Source organism: Marivita lacus (assembly GCF_014637725.1).
Classification (GTDB): Bacteria; Pseudomonadota; Alphaproteobacteria; order Rhodobacterales; family Rhodobacteraceae; genus Marivita; species Marivita lacus.
The window spans coordinates 1-14,284 of record NZ_BMFC01000030.1 but is presented as its reverse complement, the minus strand read 5'-3'; the positions used below and the strand labels follow the sequence as shown (position 1 = coordinate 14,284).

Sequence of the window (14,284 nt, the reverse complement as noted above, 5' to 3'; positions counted from 1 at the left end):
TGCCTTTTGCCAAGTCGATTGCCAAAACACTGATCTTTGATGTCATCGATGTGCCCTCCACTAAGCGAGTATAGAACCGTCATGGTATCCGATGCCGGCGGGTGGGGGCATCCACCGCATCAGTTCAATCACCCTGTCAGACAACAACGACCAAGGCTGACACGAAGACCATGCGCGTGACCTGGCCGGCAAGTCTCCGGCCGGGCGCCAACGACAACACCCGGAAAAACCTCTGCTCATCAGGGCCTTGCCCGCAAGATGCGCCGTCTTTCCTTCACGGCAAAAAGGCCGAACGGCATCCGTCTGTTCACTGCCCTTTGGCAGCATTCCGTTAGCCCTCCTGAGTGTTAATAAGTGTTAGACTCGTGTTAAGCCTTCTTTGAGGCCGCTTTTCCCCAGCAACTTCAATCACTTCCAGAGACCCCCTGTGTGTAAAGTGGTGATTCTGCGTGTGTAAAGTGGTGATTCACCGTGTGTAGAGTGGTGCTTCCCGAATCAAGCTGAGGTCCCGCCTGAAAGCCTGTGGATAACCCCTTGAGGCGACTCGTGTTTTCGGGCTGAAGCGTGTGTGAAGTGTCGAAGGCACCGTGTGTGAAATGTCGTTTCGGTCTTGGCGTGTGTGAAATGTCGTTGTACGGTGCTCTGTGTGTGAAGTGTCGTTGAGGAGCGTGCCATGTCCACCGGGCCAACTGCCTATCCGCTGCTGCCGGATCGCCATCCGCAGGGGGATTTCTTTGTCTGCGACATCCTCGATGCCGCTCCCAAGGGCGACATGGGGTCGATGGAGCACCCGATCTTCTCGCTCTCGACCAAACCCGACACACGGCCCCGCCGTTATGAGCACAACGGCGTCACCATCGACATCAAGCCCTCGGTCGACGGGCTCGCCACGGTGCATGACCGGGACATCCTGATCTACTGCATCTCCGCGCTCATCAAGGGCATGAACGACGGCAAGGAACCCCAGCAGGTCATCCGTTTCCAGGCCGCGGACCTGCTCAAGGCCACCAACCGCATGACCACCGGGCGCGGCTACAACCTCCTGAAGGCCGCGATGGAACGGCTCGCAGGCACCCGCATCTCCACCAACATCACCACCGGCGGGCAGGAGATCTTCGAGACCTTCGGCCTCATCGAACGCGCCCGCATCGTGCGCGAAACCCGCGACGGGCGGATGCAGGAGGTCGAGGTCAAGCTTTCGGACTGGGTCTTCAACGCGATCCGCGCGCAGGAGGTGCTGACGCTCAGCCGCGAGTATTTCCGTCTGCGCAAACCGCTCGAGCGGCGCATCTACGAGCTGGCGCGCAAGCATTGCGGCCGCCAGAAGGAATGGCGCGTGTCCATGGCGGTGCTGCAGAAGAAATGCGGATCAGGCTCCACCTTGCGCGAATTCCGCCGCCTCGTCCTGGCCATCGCCAAGGAGGATGAAGAATACAGGCACATGCCGGATTACGAGATCCGCATCGATGACGTGAAGGACCAGCTCATCGCCCGCTCCCGCGGCACCGTGGGCGACGACCGCTCCGACGCGGTCGAGATCCCGGCACTCGACCCGGAGGTCTACGACATGGCCCGCGCCGCAGCCCCCGGCTGGGACGTGCATGTCATCGAGGCCGAATGGCGCGCCTGGGCCAGCAGCACGCCGCGCAATCCGGAAATGGCCTTCCTGGGGTTCTGCAAGAAATGGGCCCAGCAGCGCGGGGAGCCTTGACCTCCGACTGCACAGGAGTGCTCAGACCGAAATCCTGCCGTGATGGCGCAGTGATAAGAAGCGGAAGAAAGCGCCTCTATTTCCTGCCATCTTCCGATCAGCGACTCTTGCTGAAATGACAGGCTGACCTTGCGGCACTTTCCCGCTCACCGTGTTGTGATACGCAGCGCTCTCGCGTAGAGCGGGTGCACACCCAACTCCGACCAAGCACTCCAACACATCCCATGAATATCTACCGCCAGGACATCGACGGCCTGCGGGCCTTTGCCGTGCTCGCCGTGATCGTCAACCATGCCGATCCGACGGCCTTGTCCTCAGGGTTCCTGGGGGTCGACGTGTTCTTCGTCATCTCGGGCTACGTGATCGCGCTGTCCCTGATGGGCAACGCCTCCCAGCCCTTCGGCGGCTTTCTGCGAGGCTTTTACACGCGGCGCATCAAACGGCTCATGCCGGGGCTGATCCTCTGCGTGGCGCTGTCCTCCGTCGCCCTTCTGGTGATCGACCCCGATCCTGCGACCTCGCTCTGGACCGGATTGGCCGGGCTGATCGGTGCGGCCAACATCCACCTCTATTTTCAGCAACTCGATTATTTCGCCACCGACACCGGCTTCAATGCCTTTACCCATATGTGGTCGCTTGGCATCGAAGAGCAGTTCTACCTGCTCTTGCCCGCGCTCGCCTGGGTCCTGCTGCGGGCACCACCGGGTCGGCTGCTCTGGGTCATCGGTGTTTTGTCGGTCTTGTCCTTTGCGGCCTTCCTTGCCCTGCGCGCCACGCAGCCCGTTGCCTCGTTCTACCTGCTGCATACCCGGTTCTGGGAATTGGGAGCAGGGGTGATGCTGGCGCTTGTCCTGACATCCCGGGGCACCGCAGCACCATTGGCCCGCCGCTGGATCGGATGGCAGGGCCTGATCCTGCTCGGACTTCTGGCGGCGATGGCGCTGGCATTCCCCGATCCACGGGTGCTGACCACCCTGGTTGTCGGTCTCGCCGTGCTGCTGATCGCCGCTCCGGACCGGTCCCGGCTGCTCGACAATGCTCTGGCGACCTATCTGGGGCGCTTGTCCTACACGCTTTACCTCTGGCATTGGCCGCTCCTGGTGTTCGAACGGCTGTCCCCCGACGCGGTCTGGACACACCCTGCAGTCTTGATCGCGCTCTTGTTCGGTCTGTCCATGCTGTCCTATCACCTTGTCGAACAGCCGTTGCGGCACAGCACATGGTCGTCGGGGCGCGGGCGCGTTGCGATCTCCGGGATGCTGGCCTCAGGCCTGGCGATCGGAGCCGCGGTCACGCTTTCGCTTGCCCGTCCCTTCGCGCCCCCCGACGCACCCCCGGCGCTGGCCTTGGAAATCAACACCCTGCCCCTGCCATCCGGCGCGCCCTTCGATCCGACCTGCGTGGTCGATGATGACCGCCGCCGTCTCGAGGCGGACACGTTCGACACATGCACCTTCCCGCCCGAGCCGGGCAGCGATGCGCCGACGATCTGGGCGCTGGGAGATTCCCATGCCGGGCATTTCCAGGGGCTTCTGGTCCAGCTCCACCAGGAGCGTGGCATCGGGTTTCATCTTGTCGAAACCGTTGGTCAGGTTTTTCCACCGCCAAAGACAGACACGCCCAGTTCGCGGCAGGCACTGGTCGAACGGATGCTTCCAGAGCTGAGCCCCGGTGACATCGTGCTGATCAGCCGTCTCTACCTGACGCGCACCGAGCCGACATCCGTGTTGCCTGGCGTGCTGAACACCTGGATCCCCTCTCTGAAGCCGTTCATCGACCAGATGGCCGAGCGGTCGGTCAAGGTTGTGGTCTCCGGCCCACCGCCCGCTTACAGCTTTCCCGACATCCGCGCCTGCAACCGTGAGGACGCACAGTCCTGCGCCGTGCCGCGCGCCCGGATCCTCCAACCGGTGTCCGAGGTCGAGACCGCCCTGGACAGCTTGGTCGACGCGCATGACAACCTGCGGATTCTGCACATTTTCGACACCCTGTGTCCGGAGGCCCAAGAGACCTGTCATCCCTCCGTCGATGGTGTTTTCACGATGCGGGACAGCGATCATCTGAATGTCTACGGTGCGAGCCTGCTCAAGGACCGGTTTCTGGAGGTCATCGACCATCGGCGGGTCTGGTGGTGAGGGCATGTCCGGCGTCACAACCATTCGGACATGTTTCGGACAGCTGCCAGGCGACACCTAACTTTACGAGCGAAGGTGACGTCCAGTCTTGCGAGGCATTGCGCAATGGAGCGGCCCTGGGTGCGAAATCCGCAAATGACCTTCCCGGGCTTTCGCAAGAAACGGGCCCAGCAGGCGGGGGAATGGTAGGGCTCCTCTGAATGGATCGACTTCTTTGAAGATCATTACAGAGTGCTTTAAAAAGCATTGCTCTTGACATGAAAAAAGGAGTCTCCGTTATGCCCCAACGTATCTATGCCGACAGAACCGCCAGTGTGACCGAGCTGAAGCGTGATCCGATGGGCACGTTGGCGGCTGCAGAGGGGCATGCAATTGCGATCCTCAACCGCAACCGGGCGGCATTCTATTGTGTGCCTGTGGCCGCATACGAAGCGATGCTGGACCGTCTGGAAGATGCAGAGTTGAACGCTGTTGCCGATGAGCGTCGCGATATGGCCGAAGTACCGGTTGATCGGAATGCCCTATGAGCAGCGCTTCAAGACCGAAGTCGTCAGGGAATGGGGCAAGCTGGGCGCAACGGTTCGTGCCCAATTCAGGAAGAAGCGGACGGGACGCCTGATCGAGCCACATGGGCCGACGGCTTTGGGATCAGATGCGCTGGACCTCTTGAAGATACACCATTATGGTGCTATTTGATGGAGAAGAAGAAACCAACATACGATCTCGGATCTATTCAGTCTTCCGCTGGCTCGACGATGGGGATCACGAACTCTGCCATACGGGGTGCGGCAGAGATGGGAATGACCCGCGACGACATGATTGACGTCATCAAGGGCCTTACGCGCCGTGATTTCTACAAGTCTATGACAACGTATCAGAACCACAGGGTTTGGATGGATGTCTACCACGGGCGAGCTGATGGTTACGAGATCTACATCAAGTTCGTGCAGGACACCGTCGCTGAGTTTACCTGCACGTCCTTCAAGGAGGGGTGAGATGGCTGCTGTCGACAAAACAAGGGTGCATCCGGAGACTGGTGCAACACTCGTTCGCGGTATTCGCACCGTCACATTCACTTTTCGGTCCCAAAACGAAACGATCGAGCTGCCAGGCTGGTATCCAGCCGACGACCCTACTGCGGATCAGGGTATCCATGATGCCAAGGACATGCAGGTGTCGGATCGCGCGATCAACACGATGAAAGCCCGCGAGGCCGGCGTGATGACTCCGGGCCAGGTCCGAGCGGCGCGTAAGAAGCTGGGGCTTTCGCAGCGTGAGGCCGGTCGCTTGATCGGTGGTGGACCAAATGCGTTTCAGAAGTACGAATCTGGAGACGTCTTGTTAAGCAAGGCCGCTGACACGGCGCTACGCCTTTTGTCGAACAACCCAGAACGCCTCAGCGAACTTCTGGGTGAGCAGCATATGGCTTGACCTCACACGCTGCCCTTCTACGACCAAGACACGGAGCCCGCAGACATTTCCCCGGAGCTCAACATGTACTGCAAGGGGATGGCCCCTCCAGCGCGGCCATCACATCCTGCCCCACATCGTCCCAGCTGCGCAGCTTGGTCTGGGCGATCCGCGCCTCCAATGCTGCGCGGTCCGACACATCCAGACAGCGCAGCACCGCGGCCTCCATGCTCTGCATCGATGCAGGGTCGCAATAGACCACCATGTCGCCACCCACCTCGGGCATGGACGCGGTCTGCGACACCACCCCGGTCTTGCCGTAGCTCAGCCCCTCGCCGATCGGCAGGCCCCAGCCTTCGTAAAGGCTCACCGTCGCGGTAAAAAGGCAGTGGCGATAAAGGTGGTCAAGCTCGGCATCATTGGGCGCGTCGAGCCAGATCACCCAGCCGCCCAAACCCCCGGTGCGCTCCAGCATCGCGAGGAACCCGTTCGTCAGCCAGCCGCGCTTGCCCGCGAGCACGAGGCGCGGCAGCTCCAGGTCGCTGCGCTGTGCCAGCCGTGCCCAGACCTGCACCAGCCGCCAGAGGTTCTTGCGCGGCTCGATCGTGCCGACGCAGAGCACATAGGGCACGGTCGTGGCCTCATGCACCAAGGGGCTGAGGGCAGGGGGGCCGTCGAGTGTGGCGCCAACACCCGCCTGCGCCAATGGCGTGACATGGACCTTGCCCTCAAGTCCTTGTTCGGAAAGGAACTCCCGCAAATCCTGCGCGGTGGCTTCGGAATTGGCCAGGTAGCCGGTCACATACTCGGCCGAGCCCAGCAGCCAATTGTGATAGCTTTTTGCGGCCTTCGGGTCAGCCTGTCCGGGCAGTTTCATCGGGATGAGGTCATGCACCAGCAGGAACACCCGAACACCGCGCGCATGCGCGCGGCGAAACGCGGTTTCCACCTTGCCCCGCCCCCAGATGGCGCCCAGACCGCAGACTGTGTCGCCGGGTTGGGCCACATCTGCGAAGGGGCGCAACGCCACTGGCTTGATCGCCTTGCGCGGGCTGTAGAGCTTTTGCCAGAGGTCGAAATCCAGACCACGCTTGTCGAAATAGCGGGGTTTGCCCAGCCTGCCGGCCAGACGCATCCGTACGACATGCACCGCCTGCTTGTACGGTTGGTCCCGGTAGCGGTCGAGGAACTGTGCCGGAACCGGGGCCTTCAAAGACCGCACCCCAAGCGCCGGGGCCAGGGCTTCGATGTCGAACGTCCCCAGAGCGTCGATCAGATCGGTGGCGGGACAGGTGAGATAGGCTTTTTTGACCGGATGGTAAAAACTCAGGAACACGTCATCCCGACGCAGCCGCACCGCCTGCGCGATGATGCGCACGGCGGCGCGCTGGATGCCGCTGACGGACCGGTGCTCGCGGATATAGGTGACGATGTCGCTGACATCGAAGAAAACCTGCGCCATCTGTTCCTGCCGTCCTGACCCTCTGATCCTTGGCCGAAGGTGTTACGGCAAGTGGCGCGCGAGGTCTATGCGGCCTGTCCGGGTGTTCGCGACCACCGGGTGCCCGGACTCAAACACGGGTTCGAACAGATGTGAGCGGGTCGGTTCAAAATCCTCTTTACAGACCCGAATTGTTCCCCAAATGATGCCCCATCGTATCAAATTGATTGTCAAAAGGTATTTGGTTTCATGCCCACAATTCTCTCCGAAAATTTCAACACCAATGACGGCGGCTGGAGCACCAATGCCGATGCGCGCGATTTCACCCATGTTCCCCCGAGCGGTGCAGATGGCGGCTATGTCGAGGCCTTTGATCGCGTGTCGGGCGATACCTGGTACTTCGTGGGCGGCGCGCCCTTTACCGGCGATCTGTCGCTCTTTGCGGGGGGCACGCTGGACTACACCATCCGCCAGTCCAGCGCGACGAGCCAGTTCGACCGCGTTGATGTGATCCTCGTGGGGGCCGACCGCTCCATCGGGTTCGATTTCCCGGTCGACGAGAACCCCGGTGAGGACTGGACCGATTACAGCATCAGCCTGACCGCATTGGCGGGCTGGTTCGACCTGGTGACCGATGCCGTGCTCACCGATGCCGAGATCGTGGCAGTTCTGGGCGATGTACAGGCGCTCCAGATCCGGGGCGAATACCGGACGGGACCGGACTCGGCCCAGCTGGACGAAGTCACGCTGACCTCGCTCCCGGGGGCTGGCGGCGGCGGGGCAGGCACGCCCGCGCCCTATCGCGACGGCTTTGCCACCGGCGATGATGGCTGGCGCATCACCGCAGACGGTCAGGACGCGGTCTGGGTGCCCACGGGGGGCAAGACCAACGGCTATCTGCGCGCCTCCGACAGGCCCACGGGCGATGTCTGGTTCTTCAAGACTCCGGTGGCGTTTTCCGGCGATTACACCGCCTTCTCGGGTGGATCGCTGAACTATTCCCTGTTCCAGACCAGCCTGAGCAGCCAGTTCGACGATATCGACGCCAAGCTCATTGCCACGGATGGGCGCGAGCTGGTGATCGACCTGCCCGCAGATACGCAGCCGGGTCTCGACTGGACCGACTATTCCATTGCGCTCGACACCAGCGGGGGTTGGTTCGATCCCGCAACAGGTCTTGCCGCCACCAATGCCGAGATCACTGCGGTGCTGGCCGATCTCGACTCCATCGAGATCCGGGGCGAATACCGCAACGGCTCCGACACCGCCGGACTGGACGATTTTGCGCTTCTGGGTGCGGGGCAGCTGCTCGAGGATTTCTCACAGGCGGGTGGCAACGGTCCCGACACGCTGACCGGGACCACCGGCGCGGATGAGCTCTCGGGGGGTGGCGGCGATGACACGCTGACGGGGGGTCCGGGCAATGACACGCTCACGGGCGGCGAGGGCACGGACACCGCGCGCTACTCGGGCGATCAGGACAGCTACACGCTGCAGATCACGCCCGATGGCTTTGTGCTGGATGATCGCCGCGACGCGGGCGACGGCACGGACACGCTTAATGGGTTCGAGTTCCTCGACTTCGAGGGGGGCAGCACGTTCGATGGCGGGGCAGGGGATCTCACGCTCTTCGACCTGCGCCAGTTCGCCGATTTCGCCACCCTCACCCCCGAGGATTTCCGCACCTTCGTGGAGATCTACATCGCCTATTTCGACCGCGCGCCTGACGCGGTGGGGCTGTTCTTCTGGGGCACGGTGCTGGCCAAGGGGCAGCTGACACTGGAACAGATCGCGGACGATTTCTTCACCCAGCCGGAAACGCAGGCGGCCTATCCGGATCTGACCGACAATGCCGGTTTTGCGCAGCAGGTCTACCAGAACGTGCTGGGGCGCCAGTTCGATCAGGCGGGGCTCGACTTCTGGGTGGGCGCGCTGGATGGCGGGTTCGTCACCAAGAGCCAGTTCATTCTCGAACTGCTCGAAGGGGTGGACGCGCCCGCGCAACCGGGTGACAGCGCCGAGACCATCGCGCAGCGGGCGCTGGATGCGCAATATCTCGAGACCAAGACCGATCTCGGGATCTACTACGCGGTCATCCTCGGCATGAGCGATGTCGATGACGCCCGCGACAGCATGGCGCTGTTCGACGGCACGCCTGCCAGCGTCCAGGCCGCCCGCGCCGAGATGGACGCCGATTACGCCGTCGCACTCGACCCTCTGGCCGGCGAGTTCCTGATGCCGCTTGTTGGCGTGGTGGATGATCCGTTCATGATGTGAGGGGGGCCGTTGTGACAACATGTACCAGCGGAGACATATCCCGCTGGCATTTTCTTGTGCTGGCTCCGGTTCTGCGCCGGGGCCCACAACGTCCAAATCGCCCCAGTCCAAGAGCCTGCATCCCACAGATTCTTCATTGCATTCAAGCGTTTGATTGGATCGATCATTCTATCAAAATTGCACGGACTTTCGATGCAGCGCAGAGACAGGACTCCCGCGTGTTGTCGGAGACCTGTCCAAATGGCTAGGCAATCACGACAGCTGGTCTCGCGATCCCCATCCCTGCATTGATCAAAAGACGCAACGCGCTGGTCGTCGATCATCGGCACCCTGGGTCTTCGGGTTGCGCTGAGAGACGTGGCAAAGATGGGAATGACAATGGGTCTTCTTCCTCGCCTTTTGAGTTCGATCTTCGTTTCGCTTGCTGTCTGTGTTTTTGCAGCCCTGAGCGGATATGGGATCCTTGCCTGTTTGGTCGTTTACGCGGTCACGGGGCAGGTGGTGTTGCTTGCACTGAGTCTGCTTTCGTTCCTGACACCAGACGTTCAATCCGCGATGACAGCCGATGCCGCGACAGAAGCCTAAATTTGTCCGTAATTCCGAGGTTCGGAATCTTATTGCCACCATGATTGCGCCCAAGTTTTCGCTTAGCCATCCCATCATCAGACGGTTTCGGTGGCTAACGGTGCCGGGAAAAGCAGAGCTTTCCCGGAAGCCGACACAAGAAGGATGCTGGCGTGTCATTTGAGCCTGCACAAGTTGATCGGACGGAATCTTTGCGAAATCTTAAGGATTTGGCGTCTGTCATGTCGTCCGAACAGCGTGCGGCATACCGCAACGACACGCCCCTATATATAGTAGAAAAACCACATTTGCGCATAAATTTGCCGAAAGAGCACGGAGCTTCCCTTGAAGCCAAGCGGTTCGATGATACCCAAGCCGCTGACAGGGATGGTGGCGTAGACCGTCATGAAGAAGGCAACGGGCAGATAGCACATAAAGGTGGCTTCGAATTTGCGGGCATCGGCCGTGATGTCGGTGTTTTCGACATCAATGTATCCAACCAGCGAGCTCAGGCACGGATTTTGCATCCCCGCGAGGATGTACCTGCGTTGGAAAAACCGCTCATTGCCCTGAATGGTCTCCTGACCGTCCTGGGCAACATGAAACATATCGCTAGGAGGCACTGACGTGAGCAACTCTACACCCGTAGGACCCCTTGTCATTCTGGGCGATGCCCTGATCGGCGAAACCCTGATCGCCCGGCCGAACGGCATCGCCGATGCGGATGGCATCAACTATTCCACCCAAGCCTTTCAGTGGCTGCGTAACGGGGATCCGATCTTCGGGGCCACCCAGCAGAGCTATCTGGTGTCCTCGATGGATACCGGCAGCGAGATCAGCGTGCGCTATAGCTATACCGACAACGGCGGAACGCTGGAGGTGATCACCAGCAAACCCGAACCTGCCGTGTCGGGCACTGCGCCGACAACCTCCCCGATAGTCAGCGCTCCGGTGCTGGATCCCGGTATCGTAAACCCGAACAATTCTGATCCTGTGGGCCCGCTGGTCATTCTCGGCGACGCACTGGTCGGCGAAACCCTGATCGCCCGCCCGAACGGCATCGCCGATGCGGATGGGATCAATTTCGGCAGCGCCTCGTTCCAGTGGCTGCGGGATGGCACGCCGATTTCCGGCGCCACCGCGCAGACCTATCTTGTCGGAACAGCGGATCGTGGTGCGCAGCTCTCGGTCCAGTGGACCTATCTCGACAATGGCGGCTCTCGCGAGACCATCACCAGCAAACCGGAAGCCGCAGTTCCCGGGGGCACGACGCCGCCCCCCGCGGAAACACCCGTCCCGGAGACTCCGGTCACGGAAGACCCGGTCGAGACCCCGACACAGCCACCCGAATTCATGAACTCCGTACCGATCGGCAAGCTGGTCATCCTCGGCTTTCCGGTCGAAGGGGCGGATCTGCTGGCACGCACCGATGCGGTGTTCGATCGTGACGGATTCGATCCGGCAGATGCGCGCTTCCAGTGGTTCCGGGGCGCGGATGCGATTGAGGGCGCCACGGACAATATCTACCGGATCACAGAAGACGACCGTGGTGAATCGATCAGCGTGCAGATGAGCTTTGTCGACGGGGCAGGGACACTGGAAACCGTGGTCAGCGAGCCGGAGCCGCCGGTGCCGGACCCGAATGCCCCCGAAACTCCCGAACTTTCCGATGGTACAGGGCAACCCCGCGCCACGGGCGTTCTCGAAGGCACCCCCGCCAATGATGCCGCGCTGACGGCTGTGGCAGGGATCGGGCGCATCGACGGTCTGGACGGCGTGGACACGGCTGCGTTTGCCGGCAACCAGACGAACTACACCATGACGTTCAGCCCGGATGGGGTCACCGTGACGGACCGCACCGATGGCGGACTGGGCACGATCGCGCTCGACAATGTGGAGCTGATCGATTTCGGCACCGACCTGCCAGTGTTCGGCGGGGCGATGGACCTGCGGCAGTTCGGCGGTCACACGACACTCGATGCTGCGGCCTTCGAAAGCTTCGTCGAGATGTATATCGCCTATTTCAACCGCGCGCCGGATGCGGTTGGTCTGGCCTTCTGGGGCACGGCGCACGCCAATGGCATGTCGCTGGAAGCGATTGCTGCCGAATTCGCCACGCAGCCGGAAACGCTGGCCACATACCCAGAGGGTTCGAATAACCTCAAGTTCGTCTCTGACGTCTATGGCAACGTGTTGGGCCGGTCGCCCGACATTGACGGTTTGCGGTTCTGGGCAGCCCAACTTGATGACGCCAATGTCACGCGCGGCGAATTCATCTTGGCCATCTTGAACGGTGTGCAGGACGGCAGTGAAGACCGTGCCTATCTCGATCAGAAGACTGATCTGGGGGCTCTTTTCGCTGTGCATCGTGGCATGTCCAACACGGACGACGCGGCCCAGGTCATGTCGCTCTTCGATGGCAGTGCCGAGAGCCTTGGCGATGCTGTGGATGCAGTCGAGGTACTTTACATGGCGGCAATGAGTGCAGAGAACGGCGACTTCCTGATGCCGCTTCTCGGTGTGCTGGACGATTTCTCCGCGATGTAGTCCGCACGGTCTTTATACACCGTCTTTATAAAAGTTTCGTACAGAGCAAGCCAGCCGGTGTCATATCCGGTTGGCTTTTTGCTGTGGCAACAGGCTTGGATTTTGATCCTGGCGTGGGAGAAAAGTTGTCACATTAAAAAAATTATTACTTTTACTCATTTTTATTGTCTATTTCTGCCAAAAGACAATATTTGCGTGGGTTACAGCATATGTCGCATGTCGTGATGAAAGACCTCCCGGAACAAAACCCGGTGCTGCTCGCAGAGCCAAGCCAAGATCATCCAATCGCGCATTGCCCACCGCTCTCTCATGCACTCTACCGGTCTCCGACATCGCAGGCGATGCTGGTGGATGACCTCAAGCTCATTTACCTGCCACTGGCCAAGAATGCCTGTTCGTCGCTCAAGCAGGTGGTTGCCGCCCTTGGTGGTGTCGTGCTGGAACCGGACGAAGACATCCATGTCAAGCTCGACACCAACGCCACCGGCCTGCAATTTGCAGACCTGCCCGAAGGCAATATCCGCAGAGCGCTGTCTGGTCCGGGCTGGATGCGCTTTGTGGTGATCCGCGATCCGTTCGACCGGCTGGTCAGCGCCTATGTCGAGAAATTCGTCCTGCACCGGAACGAGCCGCGGATCGAGGAGACCGTGGGCCCGGCCTATCGTGCGGTTTTCGGGCGGCATGACCTGACGCCCGAGGATTTCGAGCGTGGTATCAGTTTTCGGGAATTCGTGACATTCATCCTGCATGAAGATCCCAAGGCGTTGGACCCTCATTGGCAGCCGCAATCCGAACAGCTTGGCAATGTTGCGTTCACACATGTCTATGATGTCAAAGCGCTCGACTGTCTCGTGGATGATCTGCGCAAGCATGTCGGACAGGAAATCCCCTTGCCCATGATGAATGTCTCGCGTGACATGGATGCGGACCAGATATCCTTGGCCGGGGCGTGCGATATCCTACCCTGCGATTTGCAAGACCCCAGCCGGATCACCGTTGACAGTTTTCTTCCGGATGATCTCTACACCCTGATCGCGCAGTATTTCGCCATGGATGTCACGCTTTACCGGATGGTGCAGCGCATGAACGCGGCGCGAACTGGTCTGAACTGCTGACACGGGGCCATGCAGGCCATGCGCAAGACACTGCCCGATTACGGTGGCCCGCACCAACATGGGTGTGGCGCAGGCGTTGGGGGTCTGACTCCGCGGTCTCCTGTTTCATCGATCCGGTCTATTTTGAAAGATACAAGCAGGCTTCGGCCGCCAGTTCGGGGTATTGCCGGGCAAGGTCGCTGTGCTCGAATGCGGTCAACGCCGCCTCTGCCGCCTCGGCATCCACGGCCGTGTAAATGGCCTTGCGGTCGTTGTAGCTGGCAAAGCTCATGGAATGACGCAGCAGATGCACGATGCAGGTTTGAACCTGCCCCTGTTCATGTGTCAGCCGAAAAATCGTTCGTATGTCTTGCATGGTCATTCGCTTGGCTTGCTTGCGTCGTGGCATGCTGCCCTCCGGTCTCTTCCAAGACCGACAGAGTGCCGCGACATCGCTGGCAATGACCAACCGTCAAACTGCCCGAAACTTAGTGAAATCGCTGTCCGCGACTGCAGCTCAAGCAATCGGTGAACGACTGCCTTGCTGACGCTAGTCTCATCCAATCGCGTCCACCGAAGGTGAGGAGCGCGAGATGTATCTGCCCAGTTTCCACATCCGGGTTGAACACAATTGTCATTTGGTGACCGGTACCTCCATGGCGCACGAGCCATCCTTCGAGTTTGCCGCTGAGCATAACGCCGGACATTGGGTTCGTAGCAATCGCTTGGAGAAGCACATCAACTTCACCCAACCGGCGGTCCGCAGCCGCAATGTCACCGTCGGTGACATTAACAATGTGCTCAACAATACCGATGAGGTCCCGTTCGAAGAACGGATGCCTGACAAAGTGCATCAGGTCTTTTGAGCTATTGCGACAAGATGTGCCCGTGTGCGTTTCGTCACGTCTGCAATGTCTCCAACTGGTTCCCACTGATCCAACGGTAGAGACAGGCGGCGCTCCAGCTCGGCTTCAAGATTGTGGCCTGCTGCCGATTTCGTGGACACAGGGTTAGGTTTGCATAGCTCGGTCCTCGAACGCCATGGGGCTTAGGTAGCCCAGTTTGGAATGGCGTCGCCTGGGATTGTAGAAGCGCTCGATGTAGT

Annotated in this window: 13 protein-coding genes and 1 pseudogene; 11 read left to right on the top strand and 3 right to left on the bottom strand. The window is 60.5% G+C overall.

Annotated elements, in window-relative coordinates:
* Nucleotides 1–673: 673 nt before the first annotated feature.
* The 6 genes from IEV82_RS22790 (at nucleotide 674) to IEV82_RS22765 (ending at nucleotide 5,277) form a co-directional block, all read left to right on the top strand.
* A complete protein-coding gene (locus tag IEV82_RS22790) occupies nucleotides 674–1,711 on the top strand; it encodes a replication initiator protein A (RefSeq protein WP_188484389.1) in 1,038 nt (345 codons plus the stop codon).
* 224 nt (nucleotides 1,712–1,935) lie between these two features.
* Entirely contained in the window at nucleotides 1,936–3,846 is a 1,911-nt protein-coding gene (locus IEV82_RS22785; protein ID WP_188484388.1) for an acyltransferase family protein, read from the top strand.
* Between the two features lie 278 nt (nucleotides 3,847–4,124).
* Nucleotides 4,125–4,373, top strand: a complete 249-nt coding sequence (locus IEV82_RS22780) for a type II toxin-antitoxin system Phd/YefM family antitoxin (RefSeq protein WP_188484387.1) — start codon at nucleotides 4,125–4,127, stop codon at nucleotides 4,371–4,373.
* On the top strand, nucleotides 4,363–4,542 hold the full coding sequence (locus tag IEV82_RS22775) for a hypothetical protein (RefSeq protein ID WP_188484386.1): 180 nt from the start codon (nucleotides 4,363–4,365) through the stop codon (nucleotides 4,540–4,542). The genes IEV82_RS22780 and IEV82_RS22775 overlap by 11 nt, the downstream gene beginning before the upstream one ends.
* Nucleotides 4,542–4,841: a type II toxin-antitoxin system MqsR family toxin gene (locus IEV82_RS22770; protein ID WP_188484385.1), complete on the top strand. Its 300-nt coding sequence runs from the start codon at nucleotides 4,542–4,544 to the stop codon at nucleotides 4,839–4,841. Before IEV82_RS22775 ends, IEV82_RS22770 begins: the two co-directional genes overlap by 1 nt.
* Nucleotide 4,842: 1 nt before the next feature.
* The gene (locus IEV82_RS22765) at nucleotides 4,843–5,277 is read left to right on the top strand and encodes a type II toxin-antitoxin system MqsA family antitoxin (RefSeq protein ID WP_188484384.1); all 435 of its coding nucleotides are present in this window, start codon (nucleotides 4,843–4,845) and stop codon (nucleotides 5,275–5,277) included.
* Nucleotides 5,278–5,335: 58 nt separating this feature from the next.
* Here IEV82_RS22765 and IEV82_RS22760 read toward each other — a convergent pair whose 3' ends face one another.
* Nucleotides 5,336–6,718, bottom strand: coding sequence for a glycosyltransferase family 4 protein (locus IEV82_RS22760; RefSeq protein WP_188484383.1), 1,383 nt, complete (start codon nucleotides 6,716–6,718; stop codon nucleotides 5,336–5,338).
* Between the two features lie 228 nt (nucleotides 6,719–6,946).
* Between IEV82_RS22760 and IEV82_RS22755 the strand changes: the two genes are divergently transcribed.
* From IEV82_RS22755 to IEV82_RS22740, 4 genes are all read left to right on the top strand, one after another.
* A complete protein-coding gene (locus IEV82_RS22755) occupies nucleotides 6,947–8,974 on the top strand; it encodes a laminin B domain-containing protein (RefSeq protein WP_188484382.1) in 2,028 nt (675 codons plus the stop codon).
* Between the two features lie 737 nt (nucleotides 8,975–9,711).
* Nucleotides 9,712–10,164: a hypothetical protein gene (locus IEV82_RS22750; RefSeq protein ID WP_188484381.1), complete on the top strand. Its 453-nt coding sequence runs from the start codon at nucleotides 9,712–9,714 to the stop codon at nucleotides 10,162–10,164.
* A 1-nt stretch (nucleotide 10,165) separates the two neighbouring features.
* Nucleotides 10,166–12,085 carry a DUF4214 domain-containing protein gene (locus IEV82_RS22745; protein WP_188484380.1) on the top strand — a complete coding sequence of 640 codons (1,920 nt, stop codon included), beginning with the start codon at nucleotides 10,166–10,168 and terminating at the stop codon, nucleotides 12,083–12,085.
* Nucleotides 12,086–12,309: 224 nt separating this feature from the next.
* Nucleotides 12,310–13,200, top strand: a complete 891-nt coding sequence (locus tag IEV82_RS22740) for a sulfotransferase family 2 domain-containing protein (protein WP_188484379.1) — start codon at nucleotides 12,310–12,312, stop codon at nucleotides 13,198–13,200.
* Nucleotides 13,201–13,351: 151 nt separating this feature from the next.
* Here the strand turns inward: IEV82_RS22740 and IEV82_RS22735 are convergent.
* Nucleotides 13,352–13,516: pseudogene (locus tag IEV82_RS22735) on the bottom strand (transposase); the annotation flags it as partial.
* Nucleotides 13,517–13,772: 256 nt separating this feature from the next.
* On the opposite strand from IEV82_RS22735, the gene IEV82_RS22730 reads away from it, so the two are divergent.
* Nucleotides 13,773–14,045: a hypothetical protein gene (locus IEV82_RS22730; protein WP_188484378.1), complete on the top strand. Its 273-nt coding sequence runs from the start codon at nucleotides 13,773–13,775 to the stop codon at nucleotides 14,043–14,045.
* A 144-nt stretch (nucleotides 14,046–14,189) separates the two neighbouring features.
* On the opposite strand, the gene IEV82_RS24115 is transcribed toward IEV82_RS22730, so the two are convergent.
* The coding region (locus tag IEV82_RS24115) for an IS3 family transposase (protein WP_373285259.1) at nucleotides 14,190–14,284 on the bottom strand (95 nt) is incomplete at its 5' end.

What these genes read in the sequence shown, in the direction of transcription:
- IEV82_RS22755 (WP_188484382.1), top strand. Translation starts at nt 6,947, where the DNA reads ATGCCCACAATTCTCTCCGAAAATTTCAACACCAATGACGGCGGCTGG.
- IEV82_RS22760 (WP_188484383.1), bottom strand. Translation starts at nt 6,718, where the DNA reads ATGGCGCAGGTTTTCTTCGATGTCAGCGACATCGTCACCTATATCCGC.
- IEV82_RS22730 (WP_188484378.1), top strand. Translation starts at nt 13,773, where the DNA reads ATGTATCTGCCCAGTTTCCACATCCGGGTTGAACACAATTGTCATTTG.
- IEV82_RS22780 (WP_188484387.1), top strand. Translation starts at nt 4,125, where the DNA reads ATGCCCCAACGTATCTATGCCGACAGAACCGCCAGTGTGACCGAGCTG.
- IEV82_RS22740 (WP_188484379.1), top strand. Translation starts at nt 12,310, where the DNA reads ATGAAAGACCTCCCGGAACAAAACCCGGTGCTGCTCGCAGAGCCAAGC.
- IEV82_RS22765 (WP_188484384.1), top strand. Translation starts at nt 4,843, where the DNA reads ATGGCTGCTGTCGACAAAACAAGGGTGCATCCGGAGACTGGTGCAACA.
- IEV82_RS22775 (WP_188484386.1), top strand. Translation starts at nt 4,363, where the DNA reads ATGCCCTATGAGCAGCGCTTCAAGACCGAAGTCGTCAGGGAATGGGGC.
- IEV82_RS22785 (WP_188484388.1), top strand. Translation starts at nt 1,936, where the DNA reads ATGAATATCTACCGCCAGGACATCGACGGCCTGCGGGCCTTTGCCGTG.
- IEV82_RS22770 (WP_188484385.1), top strand. Translation starts at nt 4,542, where the DNA reads ATGGAGAAGAAGAAACCAACATACGATCTCGGATCTATTCAGTCTTCC.
- IEV82_RS22790 (WP_188484389.1), top strand. Translation starts at nt 674, where the DNA reads ATGTCCACCGGGCCAACTGCCTATCCGCTGCTGCCGGATCGCCATCCG.